This window comes from Streptomyces sp. NPDC054834, from assembly GCF_053611185.1.
In genome coordinates this window covers 337,756-353,912 of record NZ_JBSGZV010000003.1, presented here as the reverse complement: position 1 = coordinate 353,912, position 16,157 = coordinate 337,756, and the positions used below count along the sequence as shown (strand labels likewise).

14 protein-coding genes are annotated in these 16,157 nt (G+C 71.7%); 6 read left to right on the top strand and 8 right to left on the bottom strand.

Annotated features, from left to right (window positions below):
• Positions 1–45: 45 nt before the first annotated feature.
• Together ACWGJM_RS06615 and ACWGJM_RS06610 are read left to right on the top strand one after the other, a co-directional pair.
• Complete coding sequence (locus ACWGJM_RS06615; protein WP_453410549.1) at positions 46–1,077, top strand: permease; 1,032 nt, start codon at positions 46–48, stop codon at positions 1,075–1,077.
• Positions 1,074–1,802, top strand: coding sequence for a TIGR03943 family putative permease subunit (locus ACWGJM_RS06610; protein ID WP_453410548.1), 729 nt, complete (start codon positions 1,074–1,076; stop codon positions 1,800–1,802). Before ACWGJM_RS06615 ends, ACWGJM_RS06610 begins: the two co-directional genes overlap by 4 nt.
• On the opposite strand, the gene grpE is transcribed toward ACWGJM_RS06610, so the two are convergent.
• The 5 genes from grpE to ACWGJM_RS06585 all read right to left on the bottom strand — a co-directional run bounded on the left by grpE (position 1,789) and on the right by ACWGJM_RS06585 (position 6,192).
• Positions 1,789–2,298 (bottom strand): nucleotide exchange factor GrpE, encoded by a 510-nt coding sequence (grpE, locus tag ACWGJM_RS06605; protein ID WP_453410547.1) that lies wholly within the window; start codon positions 2,296–2,298, stop codon positions 1,789–1,791. The two genes, ACWGJM_RS06610 and grpE, sit on opposite strands and share 14 nt — an antisense overlap.
• Position 2,299: 1 nt before the next feature.
• Positions 2,300–4,231 carry a molecular chaperone DnaK gene (gene dnaK, locus ACWGJM_RS06600; RefSeq protein ID WP_453410546.1) on the bottom strand — a complete coding sequence of 644 codons (1,932 nt, stop codon included), beginning with the start codon at positions 4,229–4,231 and terminating at the stop codon, positions 2,300–2,302.
• 121 nt (positions 4,232–4,352) lie between these two features.
• A complete protein-coding gene (locus ACWGJM_RS06595; RefSeq protein ID WP_453410545.1) occupies positions 4,353–5,270 on the bottom strand; it encodes a UTP--glucose-1-phosphate uridylyltransferase in 918 nt (305 codons plus the stop codon).
• Between the two features lie 163 nt (positions 5,271–5,433).
• The gene (locus tag ACWGJM_RS06590) at positions 5,434–5,724 is read right to left on the bottom strand and encodes a zinc-ribbon domain-containing protein (RefSeq protein ID WP_453410544.1); all 291 of its coding nucleotides are present in this window, start codon (positions 5,722–5,724) and stop codon (positions 5,434–5,436) included.
• A 102-nt stretch (positions 5,725–5,826) separates the two neighbouring features.
• Positions 5,827–6,192, bottom strand: a complete 366-nt coding sequence (locus tag ACWGJM_RS06585) for an STAS domain-containing protein (protein ID WP_453410543.1) — start codon at positions 6,190–6,192, stop codon at positions 5,827–5,829.
• A gap of 165 nt (positions 6,193–6,357) precedes the next feature.
• On the opposite strand from ACWGJM_RS06585, the gene ACWGJM_RS06580 reads away from it, so the two are divergent.
• The gene (locus tag ACWGJM_RS06580; protein ID WP_453410542.1) at positions 6,358–6,810 is read left to right on the top strand and encodes an ATP-binding protein; all 453 of its coding nucleotides are present in this window, start codon (positions 6,358–6,360) and stop codon (positions 6,808–6,810) included.
• A gap of 243 nt (positions 6,811–7,053) precedes the next feature.
• Here the strand turns inward: ACWGJM_RS06580 and ACWGJM_RS06575 are convergent, their stop codons facing one another.
• Positions 7,054–8,316: a sugar ABC transporter permease gene (locus ACWGJM_RS06575; protein WP_453410541.1), complete on the bottom strand. Its 1,263-nt coding sequence runs from the start codon at positions 8,314–8,316 to the stop codon at positions 7,054–7,056.
• A 37-nt stretch (positions 8,317–8,353) separates the two neighbouring features.
• A complete protein-coding gene (locus tag ACWGJM_RS06570; protein ID WP_453410540.1) occupies positions 8,354–9,442 on the bottom strand; it encodes a sugar ABC transporter substrate-binding protein in 1,089 nt (362 codons plus the stop codon).
• A gap of 267 nt (positions 9,443–9,709) precedes the next feature.
• Between ACWGJM_RS06570 and ACWGJM_RS06565 the strand changes: the two genes are divergently transcribed.
• Together ACWGJM_RS06565 and ACWGJM_RS06560 are read left to right on the top strand one after the other, a co-directional pair.
• A complete protein-coding gene (locus ACWGJM_RS06565) occupies positions 9,710–12,229 on the top strand; it encodes a SpoIIE family protein phosphatase (protein WP_453410539.1) in 2,520 nt (839 codons plus the stop codon).
• Positions 12,226–13,308 (top strand): substrate-binding domain-containing protein, encoded by a 1,083-nt coding sequence (locus tag ACWGJM_RS06560; protein WP_453410538.1) that lies wholly within the window; start codon positions 12,226–12,228, stop codon positions 13,306–13,308. Before ACWGJM_RS06565 ends, ACWGJM_RS06560 begins: the two co-directional genes overlap by 4 nt.
• Positions 13,309–13,317: 9 nt before the next feature.
• Here the strand turns inward: ACWGJM_RS06560 and ACWGJM_RS06555 are convergent, their stop codons facing one another.
• The gene (locus tag ACWGJM_RS06555; RefSeq protein WP_453410537.1) at positions 13,318–14,805 is read right to left on the bottom strand and encodes a long-chain-fatty-acid--CoA ligase; all 1,488 of its coding nucleotides are present in this window, start codon (positions 14,803–14,805) and stop codon (positions 13,318–13,320) included.
• Positions 14,806–14,955: 150 nt separating this feature from the next.
• Between ACWGJM_RS06555 and ACWGJM_RS06550 the strand changes: the two genes are divergently transcribed.
• Positions 14,956–16,134, top strand: a complete 1,179-nt coding sequence (locus tag ACWGJM_RS06550; RefSeq protein ID WP_453410536.1) for a PucR family transcriptional regulator — start codon at positions 14,956–14,958, stop codon at positions 16,132–16,134.
• Positions 16,135–16,157: the final 23 nt, after the last annotated feature.

Below are 16,157 nucleotides of genomic sequence, written 5' to 3'. Positions count from 1 at the left end.
GACGCGGGCTTATCTTCGGCAGAACATCCGACATCCGGAGTAAAAATGTCAAAAACGGATGAACTGGTTGATGTGAGGGGCGGGGTGGCTGCCCCGCCGCCCGGCGCTCCCGCACGCCGTGTCACCCCGTGGCCGTACGCCGTCGCCCTGGCGACCGCCGCGGGCCTCGCGGCGATCCCGGCGCTGGGGGACACCCAGTGGCTCGGCCATCCGGCCGTGGCGGCCTGGCGCACGGTCTGCCTGGCCATCACCGTCCAGGCCCTGCCCTTCCTCCTGCTGGGCACGGCCCTCTCCGGCGCCATCAACGCCTTCGTACCGGCCGACCTGTTCACCAAGGTGCTGCCAGGACGCCCCGCGCTCGCCGTCCCGGTGGCCGGTGCCGCCGGCGTCGTCCTGCCGGGCTGCGAGTGCGCCTCCGTACCGGTCGCGGGCAGCCTGATCCGGCGCGGCGTCACCCCGGCCGCCGCCTTCGCCTTCCTCCTCTCGGCGCCCGCCATCAACCCGATCGTGCTGACGGCCACCGCGGTCGCCTTCCCCGGCAACCCCGCCATGGTCCTGGCCCGGCTGCTCGCCTCGCTCGCCACCGCCGTCGTGATGGGCTGGCTGTGGCTCTGGCTGGGGCGCGAGGAATGGTTGCGCCCCGCGGTCCGGCACACCGGCCATCACCCCGGCCGCAGCCGCTGGACGGAGTTCCGCCTCGGCTTCCAGCACGACTTCCTGCACGCGGGCGGCTATCTGGTCCTCGGGGCCATGGCCGCAGCCACCTTCAACGTCGCGGTGCCGCGCTCCGTCCTCGACACCTTCACGGGCTCACCCTGGCTGTCGGTGCTCTTCCTCGCCGCGCTCGCCGTCCTGCTCGCCGTCTGCTCGGAGGCCGACGCCTTCGTCGCGGCATCGCTCAGCGGCTTCTCACCGACCGCCCGGCTCGCCTTCCTGGTGGTCGGCCCGATGGTCGACCTGAAACTGATCGCGCTTCAGATCGGTACCTTCGGCCGGGCCTTCGCGCTCCGCTTCTGCACGGCGACGACGGTGGTGGCCGTGGCCGCGAGCGTCCTGACCGGAGGCGCACTGCTGTGAAACGCACCGTGCAGGCACTCCTGCTGGTCCTGACCGGCCTCGGCCTGCTGCACGCCGCCCTCTTCACCGACCTCTACCTGCGCTACGTCAAGGAGGGACTGGGCCCCCCGCTGATCGCGTCGGGCGTGCTGCTCCTGCTGGCGGGACTGGCCGGCGCGGCGACCCGCGAGGAGGGCCGGGACCACGGGCACGCGCACGGCCACGACCACTCCGCCGCGCCCCGGATCGCCTGGCTGCTGTTCCTGCCCGCCCTCAGCCTCCTCCTCTTCGCCCCGCCGGCCCTGGGCGCGTACACCGCGTCGCGGGCCAACGACAAGCCCGTACAGGCGGGGAAGCGGTTCGACCCGCTGCCGGACACCCCGGCCCCGCTGCCCATGACCCTCACGGACTTCACCGCCCGGGTGCGGCAGGACCCGCGGCAGGACATCAGGGGCCGCAGCGTCCGTATGACCGGCTTCGTCACCCCGGCCGGGCAGGGCGGCGGCTGGTATCTGACCCGGATCATCTTCACCTGCTGCGCGGCCGATTCGCAGTCGGTCAAGGTACGGATGTACGGGACTCCCGCGCTGCCCGCCAACACCTGGGTGGCCGTCACCGGCACCTGGCACCCCCACGGAACGCTCGGCACCGGGTCCGCGCCCGCGGCCCTCGACGTGCACCGCGTCCAGGGCGTCCCCCAGCCGGTCAACGCCTACACGGACGACCTTCCGCTCACGCCCTCCTGATGTAGGGACGGGGCGGAAACGGCGGGTCCGCCCGCGTCGGCCGTGCCGGGGGCGGGCCCGTCACCTCCACGTGGGCGGGGCGCAGCAGCTGGTCGCCGAGGCGGTAGCCGGGGCGGAGCACCGCCGTGCACACCAGGCGGTCGGCGTCCTCGCGGACGTGGTGGGTCAGGGCCTCGTGGCGGGTCGGGTCGAACTCGTCGCCCACCTCCCCGAACGCCACCAGCCCCAGGGCGCCGGCCTGGCTCTCCAGCGTGTCGGCGATGTCCTTCAGCCCCGGTGTCAGCGGCTCGTGCGCCACGGCGCGGTCGACGGCGTCCAGCACCGGCAGCATGCCGGTGAGCACGTTGGCGACCGCGATCTGCCGCACGGCCAGACGGTCCCGCCGCACCCGCTTGCGGTAGTTGTCGTACTCGGCCTTGATCCGCTGGAGATCGGCGGTGCGCTCCTGGAGCAGGCGCTCGAGTTCCGCAGCGCCCCGCGACCGGCTCTGGGTCATCTCAGCCCGTCCTGTCGTCCTTCTCGCCCTGGTCGTCGACGATCTCGGCGTCCACCACGTCCTCGTCCGCCCCGGACGCCCCGTCCGCCCCGGAGGCGCCGGATGCCCCCGAGGAGCCGGGCTGCCCGGACGCCCCGGATGCCGCGCCCGACGCCGCCTGCTCGGCGCGCGACTGCTCGTACATCGCGGTGCCGATCTTCTGCGCGGCCTGCGCCGCCCGGTCCAGGGATTCCCGGATGGCCGTCGCGTCCTCGCCCTTGAGCTTGTCCTTCAGATCGGCGAGCGCGCCCTCGACCTCGCCGCGCACCTCGCCCGGAACCTTGGTCCCTCCGTCCGCGTCCTCCCTGAGGAGCTTCTCCGTCTGGTAGACGAGTTGTTCGGCCTGGTTGCGCGTCTCGGCCGCCTCGCGCCGCCTGCGGTCCTCCTCGGCGTGCTGCTCGGCCTCACGGACCATGCGGTCGATGTCGTTCCTCGGCAGCGCGGAGCCGCCGGTGACCGTCATCTTCTGTTCCCTGCCGGTGCCGAGGTCCTTCGCGGAGACATGCATGATGCCGTTGGCGTCGATGTCGAAGGCGACCTCGATCTGCGGTACGCCGCGTGGCGCCGGCGGCAGACCGCTCAGCTCGAACATGCCGAGCTTCTTGTTGTACGCGGCGATCTCACGCTCGCCCTGGTACACCTGCACGGTCACCGAGGGCTGGTTGTCCTCGGCGGTGGTGAAGATCTCCGAACGCCGGGTCGGAATGGTCGTGTTCCGCTCGATCAGCCTGGTCATGATGCCGCCCTTGGTCTCGATACCCAGGGACAGCGGGGTGACGTCCAGCAGCAGGACGTCCTTGACCTCGCCCTTGAGCACACCGGCCTGGAGGGACGCGCCCACGGCCACGACCTCGTCCGGGTTGACGCCCTTGTGCGGGTCCTTGCCGGTCAGCTCCCGCACCAGCTCCGTCACGGCGGGCATACGCGTCGAACCGCCCACCATGACGACGTGGTCGATGCCGGACACCTTGATGCCGGCGTCCTTGATCGCGTTGTGGAACGGCCCCTTGCAGCGCTCGAGCAGCTCACTTGTCAGCTGCTGGAACTGGGCCCGGGTGAGCTTCTCGTCCAGGTGCAGCGGGCCCTCGGCGGACGCCGTGACATACGGGAGGTTGATGGTGGTCTCCGAGGAGCTGGACAGCTCGATCTTGGCCTTCTCGGCGGCCTCCCGCAGCCGCTGCACGGCCATCTTGTCCTTGCTCAGGTCCACGCCGTAGTTGTTCTTGAACTGCTTGACCAGGTGGTCGACGACCCGCTGGTCCCAGTCGTCACCGCCGAGGTGCGTGTCGCCGTTGGTGGCCTTCACCTCGATGACGCCCTCACCCATCTCCAGCAGGGAGACGTCGAAGGTGCCGCCGCCGAGGTCGAAGACGAGCACCGTCTGGTCGTTCTCCTTGTCCAGCCCGTACGCCAGCGCCGCCGCCGTCGGCTCGTTGATGATCCGCAGGACGTTCAGCCCGGCGATCTCGCCCGCCTCCTTGGTGGCCTGCCGCTGGGCGTCGTCGAAGTAGGCGGGAACGGTGATCACGGCGTCGGTGACGTCCTCACCCAGATAGGTCTCCGCGTCCCGCTTCAGCTTCTGAAGCACGCGCGCGGAGATCTCCTGCGCGGTGTACCGCTTGCCGTCGATGCCGTCGCCGTCCCCGTGTTCCGGGAACCGCCAGCCGTGGTCACCCATGTGCCGCTTCACGGAACGGGCGGTGCGCTCCACGTTGGTCACGGCCTGCCGCTTGGCGACCTCGCCGACCAGCACCTCGCCGTTCTTGGCGAAGGCCACGACCGACGGGGTGGTCCGCGCGCCTTCCGTGTTGGTGATGACGGTGGGCTCGCCGCCCTCGAGGACCGAGACCACCGAGTTCGTCGTACCGAGATCAATGCCGACCGGACGCGCCATCTGGGTCGCCCTCCTCCAGCCGCTCGACGCTTGGCGCAGGGGTGCGCTGCCCCCATTCTCCCGCCGCTTCGGCTCTCCCGCCGCCTCGGCGCCCGCTGCGAGCTGGGACTTCGGGCCCGGTCTACGCGCCCTGGTCCGTCCCGGACGCGCCGTCGAGTTCGCCGACCAGGCCGCGCAGGAGGGGCGCGTACCGGGGGTGGGCGAGGGCGAAGGCCATCTGGGCGACCAGGTAGTCGGCCGGGTTGCCGGTGTCGTACCAGCGGCCCTGGATGACCTGTCCGTACACCGCCCGGGTGGTGGCGTAGGCGTTGATGGCGTCGGTCAGGTAGACCTCGCCGGTCCGGTGCTCGTACCAGCGGCGGGTCTGCTCGCGCAGTTCGTCGATGATGCCGGGGGTGATGACGTAGCCGCCGATGGCCGCGTAGGAGGAGGGCGCGTCGGCGGGCCGCGGCTTCTCGACCAGGCCCGTGATGCGCAGCGTGCCGTCGCCGAGGTCCTCCTTGACCATGGGCACGCCGTACCGCTGGGAGTCGCCCGGGTCCATCGGCATCAGGGCCAGCACCGGGCAGCCGGTCTGCTCGTAGGCGCGGATCAGCTGCTGGGCCCGGGGCACTTCGGCCACGAACACGTCGTCCGGCCAGAGCACCAGCACGGGTTCGTCCCCGATGTTGCGGGCGGCGTTCAGCACCGGGGTGCCGTTGCCGTACGGGCCGTGCTGGTCGAGGTAGGTGATGTGGCCCCTGTGTGCCAGCTCGCCGACCTCCTCCACGGCGTCCGCGTAGGCCGTCTTGCCGTCGGCCCGCAGCTGTTCGACGAGCGCGGGGTTGGGCCGGAAGTGGTCCTGGATCAGCGACTTGCCGCCGGAGACGACGATGGTGATGTCGGTGATGCCGGAGTCCACGAGCTCGCGCACCGTGTGCTCGATGACCGGCTTGTCGCCGACCGGCAGCATTTCCTTCGGGGTCGCCTTGGTCAGGGGCAGCAGTCGGGAGCCGAGTCCGGCGGCGGGAATCACGGCCCTGCGGATCGTCGGGGACATCGGATCTCTCTCGCTCGGACGGCCACCGTACCGGGCGGCACGGCACACCCCGACGCTATCAACGCACGTCCCCGTTGCCCGGGCGGCGCCGGTCGCGGCGCCGCCCCACGGCTTCGACCGCCCGGCCCGCCCAAGGCTCCGTCCGGGCGCGGCCGGTGACCGCTCAGGACTGGTACGGCTGCTGCTGCGGCTGCCCGTACGGCTGACCGGCGTGAGCGCCCGCGGCCTGCGCCTGGAGCTGCTCCGCCTGCTCCTTGGCCAGTTTCGACTCCGCACCGCAGAAGGTGCACTGAGTGGTGTACTTCGTCGCGATCGGGAACAGCGGCACGAAGAACAGCGTGAACTTCGTGACGCGCTTCCGGAGCGTGTGAGCGGCGGGATTGCCGCAACGGCCGCACACCAGCGTCAGTATCGCGAGCTGGTACAGGTATCCCCTGGTGCCGAAGATGATCACGTCGTTGGTCCTTCCCGGGTCGGTGCTGTCCGTACAGTACCGGCGGGCGCCACGGTGCGATCACGGGCGGCGGGAAACCGGGTCGTGGGCGGCGGACGACGATCAGTCGTCCAGTGCCTGCCGCAGGTCCGGGTAGCGGGGGATGAGGCGGTCGATGCCGACCAGTCGCATGATGCGCACGACGGGTTCCCGGGGGCCGGCCAGGCGCAGCCAGCCGTCGGCGTCCTCGGTGGCGTGATGGGCGTTGATCAGGGCGTTGATGCCGCTGGAGTCCATGAAGGTCACGCCGCTGAGGTCGATGACGGTACGCGGGCGCGCGGCGTCGGCCGGCGGCAGCAGAGCCCGGCCGAGACGGTCGCGGACGGTGTGGTCGATCTCGCCGCTGAGGGTGACGATCCGGATGCCGTCGACGGTCGAGTGACCGATCGCGGGCCGGCCGGACCGTGCCGCGTCGTGGGTGTCTGTCACAGTCTCCTCACCAACCTGCTCGCCGGCGTCCGCTCGGTCCGGTACCTGCGTGGGTAGCCTGCCCCGATGCCACGCGGACATACCTCCCTCGGGCCCCGCTCCGTCGTGCGAGGCATATGACGTGGCACTCCGGGTAGACGCACGCGCGTGAACGGGGGAACAGCTATGGACCCAGTGGAGTCGGCCCCTGGCGGTGAAGGCGTGAGAGACGCCGACCTACAGGAGATCATCGCCCTTGACGAGAACGGCAGTTGCATCGCGGAGGCCCGTCACCGTGCGGCCGGCTTCCTCGCCCGTGTCCAGGGCGAGTACGGGCTGCCGGTGTCCGCCCGCGCCGTGGATCTGACCCAGCTGGTGGTCAGTGAGCTGGTGACCAACGCCCGCAAGTACGCTCCCGGCCCGCTGCTGCTGGAGCTGCGGATCGCCGGGGACCTGGTGGAAGTGCAGGTGTGGGACAGCGATCCGGTCCTGCCGGTGGCGCGGGCCGCCGACCCGGGCCGGGTCGGCCAGCACGGGCTGGAGATCGTCATGGCCGTCGCCCAGGGCTTCGAAGTGCAGCGGGAACCGGTCGGCAAGCGTGTCACCGCCCGTATCGCCCTGCTCGACGAGCCCGGCTGACGATTGAGGAGTCTGGAGCCCGGGGAGCCGTCCGCCGTCGGCGGCTACCCCCTGCTCGCCCGGCTCGGCGCGGGAGGCATGGGTCAGGTGTGCCTCTCCCGCACTCCGTCCGGCCGCCCGCCGGCACTGAAGACCGTGCGCGCGGAGTTCGGCCTCGAACCGGGCTTCGGGGAGCGGTTCGCCCGGGAGGTGGCCAGCAGCGACCGGGTGCGCTCCCCGTGGACGGTGTCCGTGGTCGACTGGTCAGGCCCGTCCGTGTGCCTCCTGCGAGCGTCGCGACAGGGAGTCGACGACCACGGCGGCGAACAGGACCCCACCCGTGATCACGAGCTGGACGGCGGTGGGGGTGCCGGTGAGCGCCATGCCCGACGCGATCGACTGGATGACCAGGATGCCCAGCACCGCGGACCAGGTCGTACCACGGCCCCCGAACAGGCTGGTGCCACCGATGACGGCCGCCGCGACGGCGTTGAGCAGCAGCGGTCCCGAGCCCGAACTCTGACTCACCGAGGTGATGCGCGAGGCCATGAACAGCCCGCCGACCGCGGCCATGGTGCCCGAGACGGCGAGCACCGCGGTCTGCACCGCCGTCACGCCGAGGCTGGCGCGCCGGGCCGCCTCGACGCTGCCGCCGAGTGCGTAGACCTGCCGTCCGTAGCGCGTGCGCCGGAGCATGATGTCGAGGCCGGCCACCACCACGAGGAAGATCAGCAGAGCGAGCGGCAGCCCCTGGAACCGGTTGAGCACATACGCGGCAGTGAACGCGACCACCGCGAGTCCCGCCGTACGTGCCGCGATCTCCCGGCGCGAGCGGTGCGGCATGCCGATGGCCCTGCGGCGCCGCCGGTCCAGGTAGGACGCGAGGAACACCACGCCTGTGCCGAGTGCCGCCAGCCCGTAGGCGGCGGCGTCATCGGTGAAGTAATAGCTGGTCAGCCTGGCGACGAGCCCGTTCTCGTCGAGGTTGACGGTGCCGCTGGAGCCGAGGATGGAGAGCATGAGGCCGTTCCAGGTCAGCAGCCCCGCGAGGGTGACGACGAACGCCGGCACCCGGGTCTTGGCGAAGGAGAAGCCCTGGACGGTCCCCGCCACGGTGCCCGTGAGCACCGCGAGGACGAGGGCCAGCCATTCCGGCACGCCGTTGTCGACGTTGAGCACGGCGAAGACCGCGGCCGCGAGGCCGCTGATCGAGCCGACCGACAGATCGAGCTCACCGAGCAGCAGTACGAAGACGATGCCGACCGCGATCAGCCCCGTACCCACGATGTCCACGCTGAGGTTGGACAGGTTCCGGGGGGAGAGGAAGGTCTGGTCGAGGCTCTGGAAGATGATCCAGACCACGGCGAGGACGAGGACGACGGGGAACTGGGCGAGATCACCGGCGCTCCGCTTGCGCCGGAAGGCGGCGGCCGAGTCCCGTGCCGCGCGGGCGACGGCGCGCCCGGGGTGCGGCCGCCGGGTTCCGGTGACGGCCTCGGCGGATTCGGCCCGCGTGTTGTCCGCCATCTCGTGCGTCTCTTCCGCCTGGTCGGGAGCCGGCCCGTCAGGTCAGCCCGGCCTTTTCGCAGTCGGTGCGGAGCCGAGGGGTGCAGATCTGCCGGACCGTGTACATGCCGTCCTTGACCAGGGTGTTCTTGATGTCGGCGGCGGTCACGGAGACGGGGGTGAGCATGACGGCCGGAACGGTCTGCCCGTCGCGCGTCCTCGCCTTGCCCGTGGCGACCTTGTCGAGGCTGTCACCGCGGGCCGCTGCCACGGCCATCGCGCCGCCGGCGGAGGCCTCGGGGCCGAAGGGCTTGTACACCGTCATGTACTGATCGCCGCCGACGATGCGCTGCACGGCCGCGAGTTCGGCGTCCTGCCCGGTGACCGGGGGCAGCGGGCTGACCCTGTTCGCCTTCAGCGCGGAGATGCTGCCGGCGGCGAGACCGTCGTTGGCGGCGTACACCCCGTCGATGTTGCCGGCGCCGACCGCGGAGATGGCGCCGTTCATGTTCATGTGCGCCGTCTCCGGCCGCCACTCGAGTGTGTCGTACGCCTTGGCGATCTTGACCTTCCCCTTGAGCACGGACAGCGCGCCCTGCTTGAACGACACCGCGTTGGGATCGCTGGGATCGCCGTTCATCATGACGATCCTGCCGTCGGGCACCCGGTCGCCCATGGCCCTCAGCAGCGCCCTGCCCTGGAGCCTGCCGATCTCGTGGCCGTCGAAGGAGACGTATCCCGAGACCGGGCCCTCGGCGAGGCGGTCGTAGGCGATGACGGGGATGCCCGCCGCATGGGCCTTCGCGACGGTGGCGCCCATCGACCGGGCGTCCACGGCCACCAGGACGATGGCGTCGGCCCCCTTGGTGATCAACGAGTCCATCTGTTCCTGCTGGAGGGCCACGTCACCCTTGGCGTTGACATGCTCGATCGTGCAGTCATGGCACAGCTCCTTGATCCTCTTCTCGAGCAAGGGCCTGTCCTGTGTCTCCCAACGGGTCGTGGTGGCGTCCGGCAGCAGGATGCCGATCGTCCGCGTGCTCCCCCCGCCGGGGTCGCTCCCGGCCCCCGGCCCGCAGGCCGCGAGAGCGACGGCCGCGCAGGCCGCGGCCGTGATCCTGCCCGCGTTCCAGATGAAGGCCTTCATGCCGGGGACCTTCCCGAGGGAGACCGGTGCGCGCTTCGCGGCGCGGAGATCGTCTGCGAGTCGGCCGGGCCGTGCGGGTCGTGTGTCACATGGACGACGACCACACGGTCAGTGTGGCACCGGCCTCGACTGTCTGCGAACCCATGGCATATACCCGATCTGTCCGGTTAGCTCACATATGCGATTCTGGTACGGGGTGCCGGGATCTCAGGTGCCGGGATCTCAGCCTGTCGGCACCCCGGCCCGCACGGGAGATGGGTTGCGGACATGCCTCATGACGGCGGTGCGCGGGCCGCGGTCTCGGGCCTGCGGGCGTACGAGGCCGGCCTCGCGGACACCGGCTCACCGCCTTCGGTGCCGGAGGCCGCTGCGAGTGCGCGCGCTCTGACGTTCGCCGGAGCGGCGCTGACGGCGGTCTACGCTCCCGGCTCCGGGCAGGAGCTCCGGCTGGTCGAAACCGCCGGATCCGCCGGTTCCGTGTACCGGCTCCCCGAACGCCTGACCCTGTCCGGTGGCTCACCCGCGGCGCAGGCCCTGCACGCCGGCCGCCCGCTGTGGCTGACTCCGGCAGCACTGGCCGGCTTCTCGGAGGGCGGCCCCGCGCCGCCGCCGGGGGAGGTCTCGCTCGGTGCGCTGCCCCTGGTGACGGGGGACAAGCGGCTGGGCTGCCTCGTCGTCGTGAGCGCCGGCGTGGCCGGCTTCGAACCCGAGCAGCAGCGCTTCCTGGAACGCTACGCCGACGCGGTCGCCGGCCAGCTGCACGCCCGGGCCGGGGAACAGACGCCGCCGCGGTTGCTGGACCCCGCCCTGCGCAGCCTGCGCGTCGGCTCCTTCGTCCTGGTGCCGGACACGGGCCTGATCGAGGCGGACGAGACCCTGCTCGACCTGGTCGGCATCACCCCGGACAGCTTCGACGGCAAGGCGGACACCTTGCTCGCCCACGCCCTCCCCGAGGACATGCACGCACTCATGTCGGTCCTGGAACCCTCGGCCCAGGCGATCGGACGAAGGGAGCTGGAGTTCCGGGTCCGCCGCCCCACCGGTGAGGTGCGGTGGCTGAGCCTGATCTGCCGGGTGGCGGCCGGCACCGACGCCCGGCCGGACCGGGTGCTGGGAGTGGTGACGGCGACCTCGGTTCTGCCCCGCAGCACCGACGACGTCTCCCGGATCCAGTGGCTGACCGCCGCACTCGACGATGCCGCGAGCATTCCAGATGTCAGCCGAGTGGTGATCACCGCGCTGCGTGAGCCGCTGTGCGCCGACCGGGTGGCGCTCGCCGAGTTGCAGGAGGACCGGCTCACGGTCACCGTGCTGGACCCGCCGCAGACCGCGGCCTGGCCGGAGGCGTGGCGTCCCGACTGGTCCGACACACCGGTCAGCGCCCTGCCCACTCTCCAGACGGTCCTGCGGGAGGGACGGATAGGTCTGTGTCCTGGCGGCACGGCCCTCGAACCCGGACTCACCGGGATCGGCCCCGGGGGACTGGCCGTCCTGCCGCTCCCCGCCAAGGGCCGGGCCGCCGGCGTGTGCCTGATCGGCTGGGACGCCTCGCACGAGTTCGTCCCCGAGGAGCGGTCCCTGCTGACCGCCACCGCGGCGCTGGTCGGGCAGGCCCTCAAACGCGCGCACGCGCACGACGCCGAGCAGGAGCTCGCGACGATGCTCCAGCGCAGCCTGCTGCCCCGGCGCCTGCCCGAACTGCCCGGCGGAACCGCCGTCGCCCGCTACCTGCCCGCCCGGCGGGGGCTGGAGGTGGGCGGCGACTGGTACGACGTCATCGCCCTTTCCGAGGACCGGGTGGCGCTGGTCATCGGCGATGTGCAGGGACACAGTGCCGGAGCCGCCACGATCATGGGTCAGATGCGTACCGCGGTCCGGGCGTACGCGGTGGAGGGACACCCACCCGACGTGGTCGTCTCGTACGCCAACCGGCTCCTCGTCGGCATGGAGACCGACCTCTTCGCCACCTGCTGCTACGCCGAACTGGACGTGGAGGAGGGCAACATCCTGTTCGTCCGGGCCGGACACCTCGCACCGTTGATCCGCCATCCCGACGGCAGCACCGAGGAGGTGGAGGTCGAGGGCGCGCTTCCGCTGGGCATCTCGGCGGACGCGGAGTTCCCCATGACCTCGGTCGCACTCGCCCCCGGCACGATGCTCGCCCTGGTCACCGACGGACTGGTCGAGGCCGCAGACCTGCCCCTGGACGAGGGCATGCACCGGACGCGCACCGCGCTCGCCGCGGCCGATCCGTCGGATCCGGGGCGGGTGGCCGACCAACTGCTGGGCGACGCGGTCCGTCGTGAGGACGACGTGGCGCTGTTGCTGCTGCGCTACGACGGCATGAAGACCAGGCCGATACGGGCCGGATGGGCGGTGTGGCGGCTGCCCGACGCGGTCATGCACGCCCGTCGCTTCACCGCGCGCACCCTGCGCCGCTGGAAGGTCGAGGAAGTCGCCGACGCGGTGCTGCTGGTCGTCTCCGAACTCGTCACCAACGCCCTGGTGCACACCCAGGGGCCGGTCCACGTCGACCTGATCCTGCGCGGGGACCGGGTGCGGGTCTGCGTCAGCGACTCGTCTCCGCGCGCGCCCGCCAAGCCGGTCATCGTGGACTGGGAGGCGACCGGCGGCCGAGGGCTGCTCCTGGTCGAAGCGATGTCGGAGTCCTTCGGCACGATGCCGGTGGCCCGCGGCAAGCAGGTGTGGAGCGAACTCCTCGTGCCGGGGCGCGAGCCGGTGGGCGTGGGGCACAGGCCCGGGACGGACCGAGGGGGCTGGTCATGAGAACCCGGACATGGCGGGTGGTCGCGGCGCTCGTCACCGGGCTCGTGGCGATGCCCCTGGCCGCCTGCGGCCGGGACGGCGAGGCGGGCGGCGACCGTTTCACCGTCGGCCTGCTGCTCCCGAGCCGGGAACTGCCCCGCTGGGAGCACTTCGACAAACCGCTGATCGAGCAGCGGGTGAAGAACCTGTGCCCCAACTGCTCCGTGGCGTACGCCAACGCCGAGAACGACGCCACACGGCAGAGCCAGCAGATGATCTCCATGATCACCCAGGGGGTGAAGGTCCTGATCGTCGACGCCGCCGACACCAGGGTGGTCCGCTCCTCGATCCAGGAGGCACGCAGGGCGGGTGTGCACGTCGTCGCCTACGACCGGCTCGCCGAAGGCCCGATCTCGGGCTATGTCAGTTTCGACGGTGCGCAGGTCGGCAGGCTCCAGGCCGAGGCGCTCCTCAGGGTCATGGACGACCACGCGAGGCGCGGAAGCGTCGTCATGATGAACGGCGATCCGGTCAGCCCCAACGCCGCGTGGTACCGGAAGGGCGCGCTGTCCGTCCTCGACGGCAAGGTGAGGATCGGCAGGTCGTACGACACCCCGGGCTGGAGCACGGAGAACGCCCACGCCAACATGGCCGCCGCCATCGCGGCCCTGGGCCCGGACCGGATCGGCGGCGTCCTGGCCGCCAACGACGCCATGGCCGCGGGCGTCATCTCCGCCCTCAAGGGCGCCCGTGTCCGCAACCTTCCCCCCGTCACCGGCCAGGACGCCGAACTCGACGCCGTGCGGCGCATCATCAAGGGCGAGCAGTACATGACGGTGTACAAACCCTTCAAAGCGGAGGCGGACGCGGCCGCCGCCATGGCCGTCACCCTGGGACGCGGCGGGAATCCGCGGGACATCGCCACGACGACCTCGGACAGCCTCACCACCCGGCACATCCCGACCGTCCTGCTCACCCCGAGGGCCGTGACGGTCGGCGACATCGACCGGATGCTCGTCAAAGGCCGCGTCTACACCGTCGACCAGATCTGCACCCGCCGGCTACGGCCCGCCTGCGACAAGGCCGGACTGCTCCATTGAGCCCCGCGCTCATCCCGCGGGCGCGCTGATCTCCCGCTTGAGGATCTTGCCGCTGGGCCCGGTCGGCAGCGCGTCCACGAGCCACACCGCGCGCGGATACTTGTACGCCGCCACCCGGTCCTTGACGAACTGCTGGAGTTCCCCGGGAGTGGCCCGGGCGGCCGGCCGCAGCACGACCGCGGCAGCGATCTCCTCGCCGAGCCGCTCGTGCGGCACGCCCACCACGGCCGCCAGGGCAACGGCCGGGTGCTCGTGCAGCACCTCCTCGATCTCGCGGGGGTATACGTTGTAGCCACCGCGGATGATCATGTCCTTCTTGCGGTCGACGATGTACAGATAGCCGTCCTCGTCCTGCCGGGCGAGGTCGCCGCTCCGCAGCCACCCGTCGGGCATGGCGGCCGCGGTCTCCTCGGGCAGGTTCCAGTAGCCCTTCATGAGGTTCGGGCCGCGCACGGCCAGTTCACCGATCTCGCCCGGAGCCACCTCCTCGCCCCGGTCGTCCAGCAGCCGGACCTCCACGTCCCGGATCGGGGTGCCGACCGATCCCGGCTTGCGCGGCCGGTCGGGGTGGTTGAAGGAGACCACCGGGCTCGTCTCGGACATGCCGAAGCCCTCCAGCACCATGCAGCCGAAGCGCCGCTCGAATCCGTGCAGCACCTCCACGGGCAGCGAGGCACCACCGGAGACGCATGTGCGCAGGGTCGACACGTCCGCTTCCCCCGGATGCTGCAACAACGCCGCGTACATCGTCGGCACCCCTTCGAACACCGTGGCCCGGTCCCGGGCGATGGCCTCGAGGACGGCCCCCGGGTCGAAGCGGGGGACGAGGGTGAGTGAGGCGCCGCTGTGCACGGTCACGCTCATGGCGCAGACCTGGCCGAAGATGTGGAACAGCGGCAGACAGCCGACCACCACGTCCTGCGGCGTCATGCGCTGCACATGGACGGTGTTGACCTCGGTGTTGTGCCGCAGCCCGGCATGGGTGAGCGCGGCGCCCTTGGGCCGCCCGGTGGTGCCGGAGGTGTAGAGCAGGACGGCCACGTCGTCACCGGCCGTGTCCGTCACCTCCGTCAGCGGCTCGTGCCCGGCCAGCAGCGCGGCGAAGGCAGCGGGCTCGACGGAGAGGTGCGGCACTCCGGCGGCGGCCGCCCCTTGGGCACCCTCGCCGGGCGCCTGGTGCCACTCGAACAGCAGCACCGCTCCGGAGTCCGTCAGGTGGAACTCGGTCTCGCGCGTCTTCAGCAGCGGGTTCATCGGCACGACGACCGCCCCGGCCCGCAGTACGCCGTAGTACAGCACGACGAACTCGGGGACGTTCGGCAGCATCAGGGCCACCCGGTCGCCCGGCCGTACCCCCTCGGCCCGTAGCAGCGCGGCGGCGCGGGCGGTGCGCTCGTCCAGCTCGGCGTAGGTGGTGACCCGCGTGCCCAGCCGCAGCGCGGGACGCTCCGGCTGCCGCGCCGCCGTGCGTACCAGGAACTCCGCCAGATTGGGCATGACCCGCCTCCACGCATGTCACCGTCGAAATCCGCCGTTCACGTTCACGACATGGTGCTGGCGCCGGCCCCGACGACCTATGGGAGGGCCGACAGCGTCCCCTGCCCCCGGTTGTTCCTGGGAACAAACACCCGCCGCTAAACTGCGGCAATGGATTTCTCGGGCGTGGTCGCGGCGATCCACGCCCGGCTTCCGGAACTCGGCGAACGGCTCGCGGAGCGCATCCGTTCGGACGTCGAGGCCTACCAGGACGAGACACTCATCCCCTTCGACTCCCTGCGCCGCTCGTGCACCGCCAACGCCGACCTCGTCCTCAGGCACTTCCATCCCGCCGAGGCCCCGGACCCCGGCCCGGCCCGGGAGACCGGCCGCATCCGCGCCGAGTACGGCATGCCGCTCGCCGACACCCTGCACGCCTACCGGATCGGCTTCGAGTTCCTGTGGTCGCGGATCCTGGAGGAGGCGCGCGCCCATCCGGAGGTCTCCGACACCGAGTTGGTGGCCGGGTCCGCCCAGATCTGGGCGCTGTTCGGCCGTTACGCCGAGGCGGTGGCGGAGGCCCACCGGGAGACCACCGCCGAACTGTCCCTGCAACGCCAGGCCCGGCGCTCGGCGCTGGTGGAAGCGCTCCTCACGGGCGCCATCGCCGACCGCACGACCCTGTGGGAGGCCGCCCGCGAGCTGGGCCTGCCCGAGCGCGGACCGTACGCGGTCGTCGCCGCCGAATCCGCGGCGCCGGGCACCGAGCCCCTGGCCGGGACGGAGGCGGCCCTGCGGCAGGCCGGTCTGCCGTCCGCCTGGCGGTTGCTGCCCGACCAGCAGATCGGCCTCGTCGCCCTGGCCACGCCGGCCGCGGAGAACACCGCTGTGCGCATCCTGCGCCGCGCGCACGCCCGCGTGGGCATCAGCCCCGGCTTCGACTCCCTCCGCGACACCCCACAGGCGCTGCGCTTCGCCCGGCTGGCCCTGGCCGGCCTCCCGGGCAGCGGACCGGGTGTCGCACGGTTCGACGACGACCCCCTCGCCATGGTGATCGCCGCCGCCCCGGCGGAAGCGGCCCACCTGGTGACGGTCGCCCTGGGGCCCGTCCTCGACCTGCCCGCCCCGGAACGCGCCCGCCTCCTGGAAACCCTGGAGCACTGGTTCGCCGCGGCCGGCTCCGCGGCCGGCGCGGCCGACAGCCTCTTCGTGCACCCCAACACCGTCCGCTACCGGCTGCGCCGTATCGAGGAGCTGACCGGGCGCACTCTCGCCGACCCGCGGACGGCGGCGGACTTCCGTGCCGCACTCCTCGCGGTCACCCGTCCGGTCGGCCATGTGACGGCATGACGCTTCGTCCGCGCGGGTGAACG

Coding starts and splice junctions, on each gene's coding strand:
- ACWGJM_RS06565 (WP_453410539.1), top strand. CDS start 9,710: ATGCCTCATGACGGCGGTGCGCGGGCCGCGGTCTCGGGCCTGCGGGCG.
- grpE (WP_453410547.1), bottom strand. CDS start 2,298: ATGACCCAGAGCCGGTCGCGGGGCGCTGCGGAACTCGAGCGCCTGCTC.
- dnaK (WP_453410546.1), bottom strand. CDS start 4,231: ATGGCGCGTCCGGTCGGCATTGATCTCGGTACGACGAACTCGGTGGTC.
- ACWGJM_RS06595 (WP_453410545.1), bottom strand. CDS start 5,270: ATGTCCCCGACGATCCGCAGGGCCGTGATTCCCGCCGCCGGACTCGGC.
- ACWGJM_RS06580 (WP_453410542.1), top strand. CDS start 6,358: ATGGACCCAGTGGAGTCGGCCCCTGGCGGTGAAGGCGTGAGAGACGCC.
- ACWGJM_RS06570 (WP_453410540.1), bottom strand. CDS start 9,442: ATGAAGGCCTTCATCTGGAACGCGGGCAGGATCACGGCCGCGGCCTGC.
- ACWGJM_RS06560 (WP_453410538.1), top strand. CDS start 12,226: ATGAGAACCCGGACATGGCGGGTGGTCGCGGCGCTCGTCACCGGGCTC.
- ACWGJM_RS06575 (WP_453410541.1), bottom strand. CDS start 8,316: ATGGCGGACAACACGCGGGCCGAATCCGCCGAGGCCGTCACCGGAACC.
- ACWGJM_RS06555 (WP_453410537.1), bottom strand. CDS start 14,805: ATGCCCAATCTGGCGGAGTTCCTGGTACGCACGGCGGCGCGGCAGCCG.
- ACWGJM_RS06615 (WP_453410549.1), top strand. CDS start 46: ATGTCAAAAACGGATGAACTGGTTGATGTGAGGGGCGGGGTGGCTGCC.
- ACWGJM_RS06550 (WP_453410536.1), top strand. CDS start 14,956: ATGGATTTCTCGGGCGTGGTCGCGGCGATCCACGCCCGGCTTCCGGAA.